This is a genomic window from Beijerinckia sp. L45, from assembly GCF_009765775.1.
In the GTDB taxonomy this organism is placed as follows: domain Bacteria; phylum Pseudomonadota; class Alphaproteobacteria; order Rhizobiales; family Beijerinckiaceae; genus RH-AL1.
In genome coordinates this window covers 73,746-91,963 of the sequence record NZ_LMUU01000027.1, presented here as the reverse complement: position 1 = coordinate 91,963, position 18,218 = coordinate 73,746, and the positions used below count along the sequence as shown (strand labels likewise).

Annotated in this window: 17 protein-coding genes; 3 read left to right on the top strand and 14 right to left on the bottom strand. The window is 63.1% G+C overall.

All coding sequences use genetic code 11. The features are described from left to right. From GSQ79_RS02025 to GSQ79_RS02005, 5 genes are all read right to left on the bottom strand, one after another. The coding region (locus tag GSQ79_RS02025) for an amidase (RefSeq protein WP_158807064.1) at positions 1 to 1,014 on the bottom strand (1,014 nt) is incomplete at its 3' end. Further along, complete coding sequence (locus GSQ79_RS02020; protein WP_158807063.1) at positions 969 to 1,154, bottom strand: hypothetical protein; 186 nt, start codon at positions 1,152 to 1,154, stop codon at positions 969 to 971. The genes GSQ79_RS02025 and GSQ79_RS02020, both read right to left, overlap by 46 nt. 4 nt (positions 1,155 to 1,158) lie before the next feature. Further along, entirely contained in the window at positions 1,159 to 1,902 is a 744-nt protein-coding gene (locus GSQ79_RS02015; protein WP_158807062.1) for a hypothetical protein, read from the bottom strand. 24 nt (positions 1,903 to 1,926) lie between these two features. Beyond that, positions 1,927 to 2,811, bottom strand: a complete 885-nt coding sequence (locus tag GSQ79_RS02010) for a hypothetical protein (RefSeq protein ID WP_158807061.1) — start codon at positions 2,809 to 2,811, stop codon at positions 1,927 to 1,929. Positions 2,812 to 2,854: 43 nt separating this feature from the next. Beyond that, entirely contained in the window at positions 2,855 to 3,637 is a 783-nt protein-coding gene (locus GSQ79_RS02005; RefSeq protein ID WP_158807060.1) for an SDR family oxidoreductase, read from the bottom strand. 345 nt (positions 3,638 to 3,982) lie between these two features. Between GSQ79_RS02005 and GSQ79_RS02000 the strand changes: the two genes are divergently transcribed. After that, positions 3,983 to 4,978 (top strand): LysR substrate-binding domain-containing protein, encoded by a 996-nt coding sequence (locus GSQ79_RS02000; protein WP_158807059.1) that lies wholly within the window; start codon positions 3,983 to 3,985, stop codon positions 4,976 to 4,978. 3 nt (positions 4,979 to 4,981) lie between these two features. Here the strand turns inward: GSQ79_RS02000 and GSQ79_RS01995 are convergent, their stop codons facing one another. Genes GSQ79_RS01995 through GSQ79_RS01980 form a run of 4 tightly spaced genes read right to left on the bottom strand, consistent with a single transcriptional unit; the run spans position 4,982 to position 8,914 of the window. After that, positions 4,982 to 6,034 (bottom strand): AbrB family transcriptional regulator, encoded by a 1,053-nt coding sequence (locus GSQ79_RS01995; RefSeq protein WP_158807058.1) that lies wholly within the window; start codon positions 6,032 to 6,034, stop codon positions 4,982 to 4,984. A 12-nt stretch (positions 6,035 to 6,046) separates the two neighbouring features. Then, positions 6,047 to 6,805 (bottom strand): ABC transporter permease, encoded by a 759-nt coding sequence (locus tag GSQ79_RS01990; protein ID WP_158807057.1) that lies wholly within the window; start codon positions 6,803 to 6,805, stop codon positions 6,047 to 6,049. Beyond that, a complete protein-coding gene (locus tag GSQ79_RS01985; RefSeq protein ID WP_246725040.1) occupies positions 6,802 to 7,638 on the bottom strand; it encodes an ABC transporter ATP-binding protein in 837 nt (278 codons plus the stop codon). The genes GSQ79_RS01990 and GSQ79_RS01985 overlap by 4 nt, the downstream gene beginning before the upstream one ends. A gap of 58 nt (positions 7,639 to 7,696) precedes the next feature. Then, complete coding sequence (locus GSQ79_RS01980; protein ID WP_158807056.1) at positions 7,697 to 8,914, bottom strand: NAD(P)/FAD-dependent oxidoreductase; 1,218 nt, start codon at positions 8,912 to 8,914, stop codon at positions 7,697 to 7,699. Between the two features lie 283 nt (positions 8,915 to 9,197). Between GSQ79_RS01980 and GSQ79_RS01975 the strand changes: the two genes are divergently transcribed. Both GSQ79_RS01975 and GSQ79_RS01970 read left to right on the top strand, forming a co-directional pair. After that, positions 9,198 to 10,253, top strand: a complete 1,056-nt coding sequence (locus GSQ79_RS01975) for an ABC transporter substrate-binding protein (RefSeq protein ID WP_158807055.1) — start codon at positions 9,198 to 9,200, stop codon at positions 10,251 to 10,253. 649 nt (positions 10,254 to 10,902) lie between these two features. Further along, positions 10,903 to 11,766 (top strand): ABC transporter substrate-binding protein, encoded by an 864-nt coding sequence (locus GSQ79_RS01970; RefSeq protein WP_158807054.1) that lies wholly within the window; start codon positions 10,903 to 10,905, stop codon positions 11,764 to 11,766. A gap of 164 nt (positions 11,767 to 11,930) precedes the next feature. Here the strand turns inward: GSQ79_RS01970 and GSQ79_RS01965 are convergent, their stop codons facing one another. From GSQ79_RS01965 to GSQ79_RS01945, 5 genes are all read right to left on the bottom strand, one after another. Continuing rightward, complete coding sequence (locus tag GSQ79_RS01965) at positions 11,931 to 13,142, bottom strand: NAD(P)/FAD-dependent oxidoreductase (protein WP_158807053.1); 1,212 nt, start codon at positions 13,140 to 13,142, stop codon at positions 11,931 to 11,933. A gap of 256 nt (positions 13,143 to 13,398) precedes the next feature. Beyond that, the gene (locus GSQ79_RS01960; RefSeq protein WP_158807052.1) at positions 13,399 to 14,229 is read right to left on the bottom strand and encodes an ABC transporter permease; all 831 of its coding nucleotides are present in this window, start codon (positions 14,227 to 14,229) and stop codon (positions 13,399 to 13,401) included. Then, the gene (locus GSQ79_RS01955) at positions 14,216 to 15,028 is read right to left on the bottom strand and encodes an ABC transporter ATP-binding protein (protein ID WP_158807051.1); all 813 of its coding nucleotides are present in this window, start codon (positions 15,026 to 15,028) and stop codon (positions 14,216 to 14,218) included. The genes GSQ79_RS01960 and GSQ79_RS01955 overlap by 14 nt, the downstream gene beginning before the upstream one ends. An 18-nt stretch (positions 15,029 to 15,046) precedes the next feature. Continuing rightward, positions 15,047 to 16,012, bottom strand: a complete 966-nt coding sequence (locus GSQ79_RS01950) for an ABC transporter substrate-binding protein (RefSeq protein ID WP_158807050.1) — start codon at positions 16,010 to 16,012, stop codon at positions 15,047 to 15,049. Positions 16,013 to 16,580: 568 nt separating this feature from the next. Next, complete coding sequence (locus GSQ79_RS01945; protein WP_158807049.1) at positions 16,581 to 18,143, bottom strand: carbohydrate porin; 1,563 nt, start codon at positions 18,141 to 18,143, stop codon at positions 16,581 to 16,583. Between the last annotated feature and the right edge of the window lie 75 nt (positions 18,144 to 18,218).

Here is an 18,218-nt window from a genome sequence, read left to right as displayed (position 1 = left end):
GTAGTCTTCCGGCCGCTCCCGCAGCCAGCGGCCATGCACCGCAATGGCCTCGGCCTGCAGGATGATGCGGTTGCAGGCCGCGAAGGAGTGCAGATCCGGCAGCGTAATGTCGACGACGGTGGCGCCGGCCTCGCGCAGCCGTTCGGCGCCGGCGTCGAGGGCTGCGACGACATCGGGCGTCGCCACCATGTCGACCTCGTGGAAGTGCCTGACGTAGCCGACGCGCAACCCGGCGATGTCGCGGCCAATGTCGCGCGCCGCCCCGATACGGCCCTCCGCCATGACGTCGCAAAGCAGCGCGGCATCCGCGACGCTGCGCCCGAGACTACCCACGTGGTCGAGCGAAAAGGCGAGAGGAAAGACGCCGTCGCGCGAAATCGCATCATAGGTTGGCTTCAAACCGACGAGGCCGCAGGCGCTGGCAGGGTGGCGAACGGAGCCGCCGGTGTCGGTGCCGATCGCAGCCGGGAACAGCCCTGCCGCCAGGCCGGCGGCGGAGCCCGACGACGAGCCGCCGGGATGATGGTTCACGTTCCACGGGTTGCGGGCGGGCGGAAACGGCAGGTCGAAAGCCGGGCCGCCGATGGCGAATTCATGCGTCGCGGTTTTCGCCAGGATGATCGCGCCGGCTTGACGCAGTGCGGCGACCGAAGCGGCGTCCGCTTTGGCGACGTGGTCGAGTCGAATGGCGGAATGGCATGTTGTGGGGAGGCCCGCGACATCGATGACGTCCTTGATCCCGATCGGAATCCCGTCCAGCGCGCCGCGCGGTCTGCCCGCGGCATAGGCTGCGTCGCTGGCAAAGGCCGCTGTCTTCGCAGCGTCGCCGTCCAGCCGGATGATGCTGTGGATCGTGCCATCATGGATCGCGATGCGCGCGAGATGATGCGCCAAGTAATCGCTCGGGCGCAGTTTCTCTGCGCGAAACAGCGCGAGCACGTCCGCGATCGGCAACCTGTGCAACGCGCTCATCGCGACGGCGGCGCGCATTGCATCGGCGGCCAGGGCTCGCATGCCGGGTCGTCCGGTGGATCGAGCTGCGCGCGTTGCAACGCCGCGCGCCGCGCGGCTTCGATCACGTCGTCACGAAACAGGTCCAGCGCCCGGCCAAAGCCGAGCGCGCGCGCATGCGTCTCGATGGCGGCGGGGTCCATCGCCTCAGAACCGCTCGAACACGAGGCCGTGGCCGTAGAGCCTGTCTGTTACGCCCATGCGCCGAAGCGCGTCCCAATAGGTCACCGTGTTGATGGCAAGCACGGGCTTGCCGAGCCAGCGTTCTGCGCCGAGCCCCATCGTCGTGAACGGCAGGTTGGTGCCGACCTGGACGATGGCCTCGATGTCGGCACTTGCGAGCGCGTGAAGCGCGGTGCGCACTTCGTCGTCCGTCGTCGTCGCGATCTTGAGCGGCGAGCCCCGCTTCATCCCGATCAGCTTGACGACGTCGTAGCCGGCCTCCTCGAAATAGCGTTGGACCTGTGCGTCGCCGAGCGGCATGTGCGGCGTGATGATCCCGATCCGTTTGGCGCCGAACGCCTCGAGCGCAGCGCCGATCGCGCTGCTGCCCATCGACACGCCCATGCCGGTATGCGCCTCGAGATCCTGCTGCAGCTTTTCCGCCGTCGCGAGGCCGCCCCAGAAGGCTTCCAGCGCCACTGCCATGATCATGTGCGTGGGCTTGCAGGTCGCGACGAGATCCAGCGCGTTGACGATGCCTGATCGCATCAATGCCATGTGCGCGTTGAAGGCCTCCTCGCTGTTCAGCGGCCGCTCTTCGACGAGAATGCGCGCGACGTGGTGGCTGACGCCGCGGGGACACAAGGGTGCGCTTTCCGTCTCCACCACCGTATTGACTGAGGGCAGCACGATGCCGATCTTGCCGCGATAGCCGTAGGTATCCGCCATGGTGCGATCTTTCTCGTGTAGATATCAGGAGGCCTGAGCCATCTTGGCGCTTGCCGTCGCCGCGTTGAACCACGCCATCGTCTCCGCCGGCTTGACGAAGATCGTGTCGGAGCGGTTCTGCAGCATGTCGAGGATCTGCCGCATCTCGTGCATGCGATGCGGCACGCCCATGAGGTGCGGGTGCAGCCCGAGCGAGATCACCTTCGGGCCCGGTTCGCTTTCGAGCACGGCAAGGGTGCGCGCCACGCGATTGGCGAACTCGCCAGTCGCCTGGTGCTCGATCGCGTAGATGATGCTGTCGTTGAGGTCCGATGCGTAGGGCAATGCCACCAGCGGTTTCGGGCTGGTCTGCATGAAGCAGGGCACGTCGTCGAGGATCCAGTCGAAGGTATAGTCGACGCCACAGGCGACGAGATGGTCGGGCGTATCGAGGCTTTCGCGCAAGCCGGGGCTGAGCCAGCCGCGCGGCGTCGTGCCGGTGAAGCGTACGATCTTGTCGATCGTCGCCTGAATCACGCTGCGCTCGTCGGCTTCGCCCTGAATCATCTTCTGGAACAGACCATGGCCGATGAACTCCCAATCGGCTTTTAGAATTGCTTCGGCGCATTCGGGGTAGACGTCGATGACGCTCGCGTTGATGCTGGCGCCGACGGGAATCCTGCGTGCCGCGAATTCCTTGATCAGACGATCCATGCCGACCCGCATGCCGTATTCCGCCCAACAAAAGTTCGGCACATCCGGAATCTGCTCGACGCCGTGCGGCGGCGTCACGATGGTCCGCGGCATCTTCTGGTCGAAACGCCAGGCCTCGATGTTCATGATCGCTTGCACGATGAGCTTCTTGCCGTTCATCAAGGGGAGAGCGGACGTCTCGGCGGAGAGGCGGTAGGGAATGCGCGGGTTCGACACTTAAAGATCCTTTGGCATCAGAATGCGATCCAAGCTGCAAAAATCAGGCGAGGCTTCGTGTGGCGCCGCCGTCGATGGTGAGCGACGTGCCGGTTGCCGCCGTCGCGAGCGGGGAACAGAGAAATACGACGTAGCGCGCGATCTCCTCCGGCTCGCTGAGGCGGCCGTTCGGGATCGCGGCGACATGGGTCGCTTCGACGTCGGCGATCGTGCGCGACGACGCGCTTGCGGCCTTGGCCATCAGGCCGGTCCAGCGGTCGGTGCGGGTCGGGCCGGGGCTGATCGCGTTGATGACGACGCCGGAGGCGGCGACCTCGTCGGCCAAGCCCTTGGTCACCGCGAGCAGCGCGGCATTGGCGGCGGAACCTGGAAGGAAGCGTGCGCCCGGCTGTCGGCCGCTGTTGCCGACGATGGTGACGACGTTGCCGGATCTGCGCTCCATCATCAGCGGCACGATGGCGCGTAGCATACGGATGGTGCCCATCAGTTTGAGGTTCAGGCTCTCGTCCCAAACCGTGTCGTCGATGGTCCAGAACAGACCGCCTTGCGAACTGCCCGCGCTGTTGACGAGGATGTCCGGCACGCCGACCTGGGCGATGGTAGTTTTTGCCACTTTATCGGCGCCGGCCGACGTGGCAAGATCCGCGACGACGGTGACGAGCTTGTCCGCGCCGACTTCGGCGCGCATAGCGGCGAGGCGTGCTTCGTCGCGACCGACGACGACCACGCGGCACCCTTCGGCAACAAGAGCGAGCGCCACGGCGCGTCCGATTCCGGCGCTGCCGCCGGTGACGAGTGCAGTCTTGCCGTCGAGGTGAAGGTCCACGGTTCGCTCCGCTACGGCGCAGTCGATACAGTTTATTTTCAGCCCCCCGCACAGGGCCGTCTTGCCAATCTAGAAGCTCTTCCATGGCGCTGGCACGATCCGCCGCGGCCTAGCAGCTATGCCTATCGGTTTCTCACCGCTTTCGCAGATGCCGCGGGGCATCGGCACGATTGTTGCTGAAAACACGGCCTGATTATCGGCGGCGCGGGTGGAGGCGCCGGAGCCTGCGCGGCGATTCTGGAGGCCACACGTTTTGGCCGGTGAAGCGCAGCGCCCTGCAGAAGATCCGGGTGCTGCCATCCCAAGAGAAACCGTTTCACACCAAGAGAGGCTGACGCTTCGCCCATGTTGGATCTTATACAACTCGAGTGCTTCTGCGCTGTCGTGAGGAGCGGAAGCTTTTCCAAGGCTTCGGCCATCCTGGCGATGGGGCAGCCCGGCCTCAGCCGCCAGGTTCGCAAGCTTGAGGAACATGTCGGTTCACAACTGCTTTACCGCAACGGCCGCGGCGCCGAGCTGACCCCAAGCGGCAGCAAGTTCCATGAAACCGTCTCCGATCTGATCGCAAAGCTGAAAGAGGCCTGCGATCAAGTCGCGGAAGAGCGCTTGACACCGTCGGGCTCCGTCGCCCTCGGTTTACCGACGTCGATGGCCGGTCTCGTCGGGGCGCCTGTGCTGCACAAGCTCCGGACCAAATTTCCAGGTATCAAGCTCCACCTCGTCGACGGCTTTTCCGGCCATGTTCACGAATGGCTGCTGTCGGGACGGATCGATCTTGCGATCCTTCACGATGCCCGGCACACCCCGGCGATCGCCGTGGAACATCTGATGTCGGAAGAGCTCTTTCTCGTCGGCCGCGATGCGCCGCCCGTTGTGACAACGGAGAATGGTTCGCCGGCGATCGCCATGAGCGAAATCGGAAAATTGTCCGTCATCGCCCCGGGCCCGGACCACGGATTGCGGCGGCAACTCGATCGTGTCGCGGCCGATGCCGGCATCGCCCTCAATATCGCGAACGACATCGATTCATTGACCGCGATGAAAGAGCTGGTACGGGCCGGCATCGGCTACACCATCCTGCCGATCGGCTGCGTCTATCGCGAAATCGACGATGGTTATCTCCAGGCGTGGCGCATCATCAGCCCCAGTGTCATCAATACTTTGGTCCTCGCCGCCGCACAGAACCGGCCGTTCACCTCTGCCATGCGCGAAGTCCGCGCGGCCTTGCGGGCCGAAGTCGCGGCGATCTCCGAGCGCCAGATCGGCTGGCAGCCAGCCCCGGTTCGCGCGCCAAAACCCATCGCGTCGGAGCCGCCCCTGGTGCCGGCCAAAGCCTTCTGACGCCTATGGCGTCTCGGTCTTGGCCCGCGCATGGATCGCCTTGTAGAGCGGCACGCTGAGCAGCGCCACCATCAGGGTGCGGACCAGGTGGAACGCCGTGACGAGGCTGACGTCGGCCTTCAGCGCCACGGCCGTAAGGCTCATTTCCGCGAGGCCGCCGGGCGAGGTGCTGAGCAGCGTGGTCGTCAGGCCGGCGCCGGTCAGCGCCGTGAGCATCCAGCCGACCGCGAAATTGCCCGCCAACAACAGCGCCGTTGCGCCGAGCGTGACGCCGACAAGGCGGCGATGGCTGCGCAAAATGTTGCCGCGCAGCCGTGCGCCGAGCGAGGCGCCGATCAAAATCTGCGCGACGGAGAGGATCGGGCCGGGCACCTGCAGCCGTGCCCCGACGGCAAGCGCGGTGCCGACGCCGATCGCCATGCCGCCGAGCAGCCAGGCATTGGGCACGCGGCGGCGCGTGAGCACCCAGGAGGCGAGCAGCGCGGCACAGGCCAACACTGCCAGCGCGAACCAGGCCAGCGGCGTTCCCTGGGCCGCTGGCGCCACCTGCTCCGCATGGCCGATGCTGCGCGCCAGCAGCGGCACCGTGAGCACGGCGAGAAAGATCCGCAACGTCTGCGCGATCGCCACAGACGCGACGTCGCCGCCGTTGCGCTCCGCGAGGTTTGACATTTCCGCGACGCCGCCCGGCATGCTGGCGAAATAGGCTGTGGTACGGTCGATGCCAGCCAAGCGCACCAGCAGCCCGGAGAGGCCGATACCCATTGCCAGCGAGACCAGCACCGCGGCGAGAATGTAGGGCGCGAAACTCAGCACGTGGGCGATGAGATCGGGCGTGAAGGCGAGTCCGGCGGAGAGGCCGATGGCCATCTGCCCGGCATAGCGCCACGGCTGCGGGATCCGCGCCTGGCTGCGGTTGCAGCAGAGCGCGGCGGTAAGGATCATCGAGCCGAGCAGCCAGCCAAGCGGGATCCCGAGCGCGTTGAACAACGCACCGCCGACGAGGCCGACGCCGAGCGTCAGCGCCGGCCAGGCCAAGCCGCGCAACGCGGTCACCGCCAGCCCCTGCTAGCGGTGGCGGTGCCAGGGCACCGCAAAGTATTCGACCTCGTCCATGATCAGGTTGACCAGCCAGCCGATCACCGCGATCACTAGCAGGCCGACGTACATCTGGTCGAGGTCGAGGATCTGCCAGCCCTCCCAGATCATGTAGCCGATGCCGGTCTGCGAGCCGGTGTATTCCGCCACGACCAGCACCAGGAAGGCGATGCCGGCGCCGAGCTTCAGGCCGCTGATGATGGTGGGCAGCGCGCCGGGCAGCGCGATGGTCCGGAAGGCCTGCAAGCGGCTAACCTTCATGTCGCGCCCGACGTCGAGGTAGACCTTGTCGATCGACAGCACGCCGGTCACCGTATTGATGATGACGACGTAGAACACGCTGGTCGCCACCACCATGACCTTCGACAGTTCGCCGATGCCGAAGATGATGAGGAACAGTGGCACGATCGCGGTGCGCGGCACCGGGTAGGTCGCGGAGATGATCGGCTGCACCAGCGCCCGCACCAGCGGCGACAGGCCCATGATGATGCCGATGGTAACGCCAGCGGTCGAGCCGATCGCCAGACCCGCGCCGACACGCCAGAGGCTGGCGCCGAGGTTGATCCAGAGTTCGCCGGTCTCCGCCATGTGGAAGAGCGTGGTGAGGATCTCGCTCGGTGGCGGGAACATGCGGCGATCGACGAGGCCGGCCTGCACCGCGAGCTGCCAGATGACGAGCAGGCCGAGCGGTGAGACGATGTTGAGGAAGCGGGTTGATCGCGAGGTCATGCCGGTAGTTCCCCGCGGGATTTCAACACTTCGACACGCAGGATGTCCCAGATCTCGGCGGAGAGCTTACCGTAGGCCGGGTCGCGACGGATCTCGTAGGATTTGCGCGGGCGCGGCAGCGGATTGTCGAAGATCGCGGCGATGCGGCCGGGGCGCGAGGTCATCACCACGATGCGGTCGGCGAGGATCAGCGCCTCGTCGAGACTGTGTGTGATGAACAGCGCGGTCTTGAGCGTCTCGCTCCAGATCCGCGTCAGCTCTTCCAGCATGATCGCCTTGTTCTGCTCGTCGAGCGCGGCGAAGGGCTCGTCCATGCAGAGAATCTCGGGGTCGTTGGCGAAAGCGCGGGCGATGGAGACGCGCTGCTTCATGCCACCGGAGAGCTGGTGCGGATAGGCCTTGGCATAGTCCCGCAAGCCCATCTTGCCCAGGAACTGCTCGACCGTGGCGCGGCGCTCCCTTTTCGGCACGCCGCGCATGCGCAGCCCGTACTCGATGTTTTTTTCCACCGAAAACCACGGAAACACCGCATGTTCCTGAAAGATCATCGTCGACAGCGGCTTCTTGGGATCGGCATGCTGGCGCACGACATGGCCGTGGCTCTGCCGGTCGAGCCCGGCGACGATGCGCAGCAAGGTGGTCTTGCCGCAGCCGCTCGGTCCGACGATGACGATGAACTCGCCGGCCTTGATGTTGAGGCTGAGGTCCTGCAGCGCCACGACATCCTGAGCTCCGACGCGAAAGCTCTTGGTCAAGCCGGTGATGCGAATCTTGATGTCGGGCTCGTATTTTTGGTCCGCCTCGATCCCGGCGCGACCCTCGGTCATGACCATTTGATATCCAATGTGATTGCGATCGCTCCGAGATCAAACGATAGGTGGAAAAGCGCGTTCAGGCGATCTCCTCGGCGCGCTGCACCATCGCGATCAGCGAGCTACGCATGAGGAAAGCGTGGCAGGCGACGGGATCTTCGGCGGTGCGGCGCATCCGGTCGAGGCCGACCTGGCGCGCCTCGCGATCGTTTTCCTCCAGCGTCTTCTTGTTGGCGATGGATTGCGCCTGCACGAATTCCAGCGCGGTAAGGCGGCGCTGGCGGTCGTAGAGGTCGAGCAGCGGTTCGGGCGCTGCGCCGTTCCAGATCATTTCGAGCTTGTCGGCGGCGTTCAGCGCATCCTGGAACCCGCTGTTCATGCCCATGCCACCGAGCGGGTTGTTGATGTGCGCGGCGTCGCCGGCGAGGATGAAACGGCCCTCGCGAAAGCTGCCGGCGACGCGCTGATGCACGGCGTACATGTTGCGATGCTCGACTTTAATCTCGGGCCGGCCCGGCAAGAACTCATCGAAACGGTCGTGGATCCAACCATCTGACATGACCTGCGCGTCGGTTTCCTCGGCCCTTGCGGGAAACACCGCCCGCCACAGGCCGAGCCCGTCGTCGCCCGGCACCTTGAATACCGCGGCCCAGCGCGTCGGGTGCGCGCAGTAATTGCGGTAGCGGAAATTCTTGATCGCCGCGAAATCGGTCTTCGTGGTGAGCACGTTGAAACGCTCCTCCCAGGTGAAGCCTTCGAAAGTGACGCTTGTCGCGTGACGGACGATGCTGCGGCCGCCGTCGCAGCCGAGCATATAGGTGCCGGTGTGCGTGGTAACGCGGCCATCGGTGTCGCGAATGTCAGCCTCGACCCGGTCGGCGCTCTGGCGCACCGCCATCACGTCGACCGGCCGCAGGACTGTAAAATCCGGCAGCTTCTCCGCCGCCTCCAGAATGATCTGGATGGTCTTGTGCTGTTCCAACTGGACTACAAAGGGATGGGCGGAGACGTCGGCGAGGCAGCCGTGATCGAATTCTGCCACGATCGCGTCGGTCTCGCCGTCGCGCCATTGAAAATGAGACGAGACGAGGCCCCGTTCGATGACCTTGTCGACAAGGCCGATCGGCGCGAACAGATCGAGCGTCGAGGGCTGCAGTGTCGCAGCGCGATGATCGCGCGCCGGCTCGGCAAGGCGATCGAAGACGATCACAGGAATACCGCGCCGCGCGAGACTGTAGCCGGCGAGCGCGCCGACCGGGCCGCCACCGATGATCAGCACGCGATTGCTATCGGACATGCCAGTGATTTCCTTAACGCCTTGCGAAATCGTGGAATTGGATCCGTCGCGAGTTAGCGAACCGAACAGGGAACGGCCCGTCGGTCGAGCCGACGTCGCCGGATTCGTGCATCGCCTTTTAAGCATCGCGGCCGGGGGCCGTTCGGGCAAGCATGATGCCGAGACCGGGTCCGCAAATCTGATATGCCTCAAAGCTCGGTGGGCATGGCGTCCGTCACCGTCTCAGATGCCGTCCGTAGATGGCATCGGCATGAACACGCTTGTTCGGCCGCAAGGAGAAATGATGACCCAACCGCTTCGCGTGCTTCTGGCTCGAACGCTGGCGTCGGCCTCGACGGGATGCCGCACCGTGACCGTTGCGGTGATCCTCGCCGCAACGGTATTTGCCGCCGCCGAGGCAGAGGGCAAGCCGCTCGACCAGGTCTCGATCTCGCTGTTCTCAGGGATCGCTTTCGCCCCGGTCGTCGTCGCGATCGACAAGGGCTATTTCCGCGACGAGGGCATCGACCCGCAGCTCGTCTTCACTCCGCTCGGCACCGATTCGATCAGCATGACGGCAAACGGCCAGACCGATATCGGCGCGACCGCGACCGGCGTGTCCCTGTTCAACGCCGGATTTCGCGGCCTCGACTTCAAGATCACCGCGTCGATGGCGGTGCATCCCGCGCCCACCACCATTACTCCGCTGATGATCCGCAAGGATCTTTGGGATGCCGGGATCCGCTCGGCCAGGGACCTCAAGGGCAAGGCGATCTCGACCAACTCTCCGGGCGGTAGCATCGAGTACAAGCTCGAGCTCATCATGGAAAAATACGGCATGACCATCGCCGACGTGCGCGAAATCGGTATCGGCCTGCCGGAAACCCTGCTCGCCTTCCAGAACAAAGCGATCGACGCCGCGGTGCTGGGCGAGCCCTTTGCCACCGAGGCGGCGCGGCGCGGCCTCGCGGTGATCGACGTCGAAGACTCCAAGGTCGCGGCGGGCGATCTCGGCACCGTCATCATCTACAGCAAGGCTTTCATAACCAAGCGCCATGACGTCGCGGTCCGCGCCATGCGCGCGATGGCGCGGGGCGCCCGCGACCTGCAGCCGAACAACTGGAAGACCAAAGACAACATCGACATCTTCACCAAGCGCTTCAAGCTGGCGCCGGAGACGATCGAGGCAATGGCCTTCCCGGTCTTCGAGCCGACGCTGGAGATCGCCAAATATATCCCGAGCCTGAAGCATCAGGCCGAGATTCACGCCAAGGACAAGCGCATGCCGGCGGCCGCGGTGGCATCGATCGGCCCGACGATCGATGAGACATTCGTGACCGAAGCCGCGGCAAAAAAGTAGCCGAGGCCGGCTTCGAGCGCGGCGACGGCGGACGACATCGCGACCGCAGGCTCGGCCAACTGCGCCATGGTCACGTTGCCCGTAACATCGGATCCCGGCCCGGAACTCGTATCTTGAGAGTTGCCGACTCGTTTCCTCGCTATGCTTGCCTGGGATTGGCCGGCATGCCGCGCATGCCTGACCATCGAGGTGGCTGTGCGTCAGGCTCGGACTTTGCGTCGCGCTCGTCGTCATGGACTTTTGTTCCGCGGGCGTAGGGAGTTGCCGACCTATGGCACCGTCGGTGTGCTCAGTCCTACCTCCGCAATCGCCGCTGACCGCCTGAGCGGATCAGGATCCTTGCCGTCGCTGGCGATAATGATGCGCCCAATGGGCGTCACGTTATCTTGAGACGTGAGGGCGGCGATGGTTCCCGGCGCAAGAGAGTTGTAGTCACGCAAAGGAGCGATCGTGCATCGATCTCGCTGAGGTACCGATTATGTAACGCTTCGGCAGTGTCATAGTGCGGCACAGCGATGGCGACGTTTTTTGAAATCCGGCAAACAGCCGTGCGAGCTTAGAAGCGCACATACCAAAGGACTGGAAAAGCATGTATCGGTTGATGGTAGCGGACGTCGACTCGCCCTCCTACTTCGTCGCGACAGCCGCGGTGAAACTCGGCTTCTTCAAGGAGCAGGGTGTCGACGTAGAGTTCATCTCCGAGTACGGCGCCAAGAATGGTCCTGAACGGCTGCGCGACGGTACCATTGATTTCTTTGGCGGCCCGGCCTTCGCGGCGACACGGGCGTTCCCGGGCTGGAAGGGCGCAAAGTTGCTGTGTGCGCTCGCGCAATACTCTTACTGGTTCATGGGTATCCGCAAGGACATCGAGATTCCGCGCGGCGACATCGGCGCCCTCAAGGGCCTGCGTATTTCGTCGTCGTTCAAGTTTCCGCGTACGGCGCTGCAGCACATGCTGAAGGAAGCAGGCTTGGACATCGCGAATAATGCCGTCCGCATCGTCGAGAGCCTGCCATCGCAATCGGAATGGCACAGCCTCGACGGCGTGAGGGCCATCCAGGAGAACCACGCCGACGCGTTCTGGGGCAACGGGATGCGCCTGGCGTTGGCCGAGCAGGCAGGGGTCGCCAAGCTGCATCTCGACCTGCGCCGTGGCGACGGACCATCCGGCGCACGGCTTTATAACTTTGCCGCACTGACGACGACAGACGCGCTGATCAAGGAGAAGCCCGAGGTTGCCGCTGCCGCCGTGCGGGCGATACGCGCGACGCAGGCCGCCCTTAAGGCAGACCCGTCGCTCGCCGCAAGGGTAGGCTGCGAGCTATTTCCCGGCGCTCAAGCCGAACTCATCTCGTCGCTCATAGCCCGGGACAGCCCGTTCTATGAGGCAACAATCGGACAGGACGCTATTGATGGACTGAACAGGTTCGCCATGGCAAACGGCTTAACAGATCGGCCGTTGTCTTTGGACGAAATCGTTGCATCGCAATTCAGCGGGTTCCGGACGGACTGACCGTGCCAAGCACCACTGCCGGGAATCCTTTCCAGCAAACGTAGCCACATCCCGCGGCGGCAAAGAAGGCGGCGCAACGATCGCTTGGATCGCATACGCGGCTGCGGGTAGCGCGAGGCTCCGCTCGTTCCGCAGCCAGCTCGATGCCCGGCAGCCGTTCTAGACTAGGCGACGGCAGCGGCCTCTCGCACGCTTTGGATGAGCGACGATCGGAGCAAGAAAGCGCGCGCACGCTCGGGATCGAGCGACATGGCGCTCAAGTTGTCCAAGTTGGACTGGCGAGTCGTCGGGTCCTTCTCCTCCAGCCTCTTCTTGTTGGCGACCGTCTGTTCCTGAACGAACTTTAGGTTGAGCGTCCGGCGACGCAGCGCATAGGCATCCAGTGCTCCGTCGCCGCGCCCCTCCAGAGCGACGAGCGAAAGTGAGTCCACGGCATCGATGGCATCATGGATCCCGAAATTCAGGCCAAGGCCGCCAATCGGATTATTTACGTGCGCGGCATCGCCGGCGAGCAAGACGCGGCCGACGCGAAAAGTCGCGGCTACCCGCTGATGCACGCGGTAAAGATTACGATGAACCAGTTGATAGGGGCGCTCGAGGGGATGAATGCCATTCAGCCGCTTTGAAGCGGAGTCATCGGACAGCGCCTCTTCATCAGTCTCATCCGGACGCGTTGGAAAGACGGCGCGCCAGCGGCCAAGGCCGTCGTCACCCGACACTTTGAAGAGGTTGGCCCACTCGTCGGTTCCAGCCAGGTAATTGCGGAAGCAACACCCCATCAGCGCCTGGATGTCGTCGAGCACGGTCAGCACCAAGAACCGCTCGGGCCACGTGAACCCCTCGAATTCGACGCCGATTTGCTTGCGGATCGTGCTTCGGCCGCCATCCGCGGCGATGAGCCAGTCAGCGGAGAGCGTCTCGACACCCGTTTCGGATTCTACCTGGACACTGACGGAGTCGCTCCCTTGCGTGCACGCGACGACCTTGGTGTTGAAGCGGACCGACGCGCCGAGACGCTCCAGCGCATCGAGCGCCATGCGGACCAGCTTGTGCTGCTCCGTCTGAACCACGAACGGAAATGGCGTATCGTTACGCAAAATCTGATGATCGAAAGTCGCGATGCGCTTGCGCGTTTCGCGATCCCAGAATTGAAACTCGCGCGCCACCAGGCCTTCGGCAACGAAGCGATCGAGGAGCCCGACCCTGTTGATCATTTCCAGTGTCGATGGATGAGTGGTGGCGGCGCGAGGATTGGTCGCGATCGTGGCATCGGCCTCGACGACCTGGACGTCAAAGCCGGCTTGCGCGGCAGCCAGAGCCGCGACGACGCCGACAGGTCCAGCGCCAATGACAAGAAGTCTTGGTACGCGGCTCAATGTGCACTCCTGAAAAGGTCCATAGGCAGGCGGCAGGATGCCACCTGGATCATCTTGCGAGGCGCCGGCGTCTTACGGCTGCGGCCGACGGAGCGTGACACGCCGGCCATACCGACGGCGCAGACGCCGCCCTCGCCATAGCTGCGAGCCTGATACGGCGTGCGATTGTTTCAAAAAGAAGCTCAGGCGGTCGATGTGGTCTTCCCGTCTTTATCCGGGCTCGGAGAGTTAGAAGAGCCTTTAGGGAGTTGATGATTCAAGCGCCTTCGCGACCGCCGATTTCTGCCTGCCAAGGCATGCAACGCCGCTCGATCAGGCCAATAAGGGCGTCCAAGCCGCATGCAAAGGCCATCAGGAATACCACGGGTACGAACATCGTCGCCGTGTCGAAATTGTTAGCGGAATTGATGATGATGCCGCCGAGGCCGGAGATCGCGGTAAAAAATTCCGCGATAATCATCGCGACCACCGCCTTGCCGATGGCGAGTCGCACGCCGGCGACAATGTAGGGAAGCGCCGCCGGGAAGATGATACGTCGAAGGATGACGGCGTCGCTGGCGACGAATGACCGTCCGACGTCCACCAGGCTACGCGGGACCGCACGGACGCCGACCCAGGTGTTGATGCAGACAGGAAAGACCGCCATCAGGAAGATGACGGCGACCTTCACGCTGAGCCCCAACCCAAGCCAAAGAACCAGAAGTGGCACGAGCGCAACCAGGGGCATGGCGTAGCCAGCCACAACGTAGATCCCGAAGGCTGCCTCCAGCACGCGGAAACGGCCGATCAAAAGGCCGAGTGGAATTCCGACAATCACCGAAAGGATATAGCCCAGACAGAGCGTCTCGGCGCTGTCGCGCGCCGCTGGCAGGAATTGTCCTGACTTGAGGAGCTTTACGAAGGCGACGAAGATCGCGCTCGGGTAAGACCCGAATATTGGATTAACGTCGCGTCCAAAGATCTCCCAGAGCGCGACGGCGATGCTGACCGACGCGGTCGTGATCACCCAGTTCGGCACCCGTTTGCCGACTGAGGACGAGGTCTCTTCAATAGCCTCGACGTCGGACGTCATGTTAGACAATGCCATCTGTGGAGTTTCCCGAAACCATAATCGGTGACGTGTTGCGATGCAGCGCCTGCCACAGCCGGAAACGCGCATCCGTGAATTCGGGCGCCGCTCGCAAGGTGCCGGAATCGCGGTTCTGACGCGGCAGCCGCACATCGATCACTTCTTGGAGACGGCCCTCGCCGAGGACGAGGATCCGATCTGCGAGGATAACCGCCTCATCGAGATCGTGGGTGACGATGACGATCGTCTTTCTGGTCTTTGCGTGGATCGCCAGCAATTCCGTCTGCAACCCTTCGCGCGACTGTGCGTCAAGAGCGCCAAACGGCTCGTCCATCAGCAGTACGCCGGGATCGATGGCGAGCGCGCGGGCGATGCCGACACGCTGCCTCATGCCACCGGAAAGCTGGTGCGGGCGGCGCTCGGCTGATGCGCTTAGGCCAACGAGATCGAGGTACGACATCGCGACATCCGATGCCGCGGAGCCGCGGATTCCTTTCATCTCGAGGCCGAACATCACGTTCGCCTTTGCTGTCAGCCACGGCAGAAGCTCCGCATGCTGAAAGATGATGCCGCGATCATGGCCGCAACCCTTGACGCGCCGTTGATCGACTGTGATGTGCCCCTTGGTTGGGGCCTCCAGACCCATTGCGATCCGCAGCGCAGTTGTCTTGCCGCATCCGCTAGGACCACAGAGCGCAACGATTTCGCCGTCGGCGACGTCGAAGGTGAGATCGTCCAAAACCTTGATGACGGTGTCGCGCCCCTTGGAGCGTTGCGCGAACGTCTTTCCGATCCCGACGAGCGAGATACCGGCCATCGACCTATCCTTCTCGTTTTATTTGACGATTGTTTGGGCGGCGGCTTGGACTCGAACCGTCGGATCGACCATCGTTCCGACATCAAACGGTGTGCCGATGTTGCCCGTCCTCTGGAGCAGCTCCTCCATCCATTTCAGACGGTCGAGTGGCAGCGGCATCGTGGAATCGACCATGCCGTCCCTCATCGCATCGTCGTAGACATAGGCAGGCCGAGGATCGTCAGGCCCGATCTTGAGCGCGCTCCGTGTCAAGTCTATGGTTTCTAGACGATGGAGTTGCGCGAAGTGCACGCCGTCCATTTGCGCCGCGATGAATCCAACCGTCGCGTTGCGGCGGCGCCTGAGCCCGTCACCCGTGACAAAGGTGCACACTCTCAGGTATTTTGGCAATTCGGTATGGGCGTCGACGAGCAGCTTGAGGCCGTGCTGTGCGGCCGTTGGGACGAACTCCATCGACAGCGCGGCAGCCGCTACCACGCCGGCGGATAGCGACCGGAAGCGATCGGCATCCCCGCCCATTGCGGCAAAATGGACCCCGCCGACCGGAATGCCATGTTCATCGAGAAGCGCCTTGACCACAAGATCAGGCAGCGATCCCGGGCTCGAGATCGCGACGACCTTGCCCTGCAATTGCTCGATGGACGTGATCGCCTGTGGCGCGAACACACCATAGGAGAGGCCGGGCCAGTAGCAGCCCAGAACTTTAAGATCCGCGCCCCGGGACGCTGCGATGATCGCGCCGCCGGGACTGCCTTCGAAACTATCGACTTCGCCGGCCAGTAGCGCCTTGAGGGCGAGTGCATCACCTTTGAGCTGCACATAATCGATTTTCAAGCCATGCTTGTCGGCGATATTCGGCTGCCCTGCCATGAGGACAATCCCGGCGTCGCCCTTCTCTTCAACGACGGCATGTCGCCAAGGCTCGAGGGTCGCCGCCCGGACGGGCCTCTGCGACGATTGCAGCGCGGCGGCAAAGACGGCCACCGTGAGACCGAGCCAAGCGCCAGCGGAGCGGCTCCGATTCAGAACATTTCGCATTATGAAGGCTCCTTGCTGACCGGCGTGTTCAACGATACAGCGCCTCGGCATCACATTGCGTATGATTGTCTGACAGTGTCGCGCACGTGTTTCAAGCAATATTGCCGCTATCACCATGCCGGGTATCGGGTCGATCGCGCCTTGCAAGCAAGGCGTAAGCCGCGCCTCGGATGGACTCGAGATCCATGGAGTCCATGCCGAGGATGTGGCATTGGTATGCTTCTAGGTCGCCGCTGCTTCGATCTCGGCATCACCGACCCGGACACGCAACTGTGAGGAAGAGACAGGGCGTGCAAGCGCCCTCATGTCTCCAGAGCCCGTTGCGCGGCGCGATGACGCCCTCGCGTCAGAGCCTGCAAGCTCAATTGCTGCGAGGCTGTCATCGAGCCGCAGCTCCCGCCTTGTGACCCCTGCGAGCCAACTATCGGGCGTGACCGGCGGCCTGCGTTGATGGCGTCACACTCGCTACACGAAATAGCGAACCTTGAGATCCCCCACGCAGACCGCCCAAGCTCTACTGAGCTGCCAAGCGGGGAAGCCCCAGTGTCTCCGGCAGAAATGCCGAAAGCGCCACGCCTAGGAACACCGCGTGTTTATTGGCCGAGGTCGGCGTGAATCCGACCTGATCGGGATGGAGAATGTAATTGAAGGATGGCTTGAGGGTCACGCCGGGTGCGATCGCGATCCCATAGTTGACCTCGATCATGGCTTCCGTACTGCTCGCCGTCTGCGTCATGCCATGCAAGCTCAGCGTCGAGTTCACGAAGGCCGTATAGGCATTGTTGAGATGGATGACATTCCCAAGCACGTTAAAGCCATCGTTCGGACGGAAGGCAAATGGCCCACGGAATGAAAAGCCGGCAAAGTACGCGTTGTCAATGTTGGCCTCCCCACTTGTCTGGAAGTTGGCCCCGGTGAACACCGTCAACGCCCGGTCGTTTGAAAGATCCGGCCGGTATATAGTTTGCTCAGCCTGAACCCAGACGCCGCTTTTGCCGTGGTCAAGGCGAGCAACACCACCCGATGTCACCCGGTTCTGACCTTTGGCGTTCGCCAATGGATCGTTGTAGTCGCCGGTATCGATATCGCCACCGACACTGAAGGCGCGTGGATAGGCTTCGTCTTTGAAGGTCGTGCGATAGCCAAGCTGGATCGGGATCGTCACGCCTCTGAACTTGTCCGGGTCCCAGTCTTCGCCGGGAAAGTTGAGGTGACCCAGGGCGGCAAGAGAAGGCTGATCCTCGAATACGCCGACGTTGAAGTAGACGTGGTGGGTCAGGTCGACCTTCGCGATCCCCGTTGTCGATGCCGTAAGATAGGAGGGCGATCCCTTTGTGAATGCAAAGCCGGCCGGAAGCGCACAGGTCGAATAGATGAACTCACAGTAGAGCGACGAGAAGTCGAACTCCGAGCCGACCGGGATGCGACCCACACGAAGATCCAGCCGGTTATCGAGCAGGCTTTGTTCGTAGGAGAACTCATTGAGGCGAACGGCCGCGATACCGCCGAAGGCGCGGTTGTACTCATAAGTCGAGCCGGAATAGTTTGCCGCGTTCAGGCCCGCGAGATCGTTGATCAGAAAGTGGAACGACCCGCCATGAATCCCGGCAATTCTGTTCATGTCCAGGTCGACGCCGAACAAGTTGAAGCCCTCGTAGAAGGTCCCTTGCTTACGGCCGCCTGACGTTTGCGAAATTGACTCTTGAAGCGTACGGCCCGTCAAATAGATGCCCTGGTCGGCAAGTTTCTTGCCGAGATCCTCGCCCACTGGGCGCAAGTTGAACAGGTAGCCCTGGGGTGTTCCACTTGCAGGATAAGGCGAAGCAGGGGGAGCGGCCGGCTTCGTCAGCGGCGAGGCGTTTGTTCCGCTATCGCTCCCTTGGCCCGATGATTGTTGGGCCGCCACCGGAACAACAGTCGCCATAAACAGCGCGATTGTCGCAGCCGTTTTCTTAAAGCTCGTGAGATCCAAAGAAGTTCTCCATAGTCGACTTGCGTAGCGTTGCGTCGGTTCACGTCCGCGGTGGCGGCTGATCCAGATCTCAATAAGCACGCTGTATGCCAGATCGTCAGACAAAGTTACGATCGTCTCGTCTGGCTCTCCGTTGCGGATCTTTTTGCAACAGTTACGACTGGGCCGGGTATAGATTGG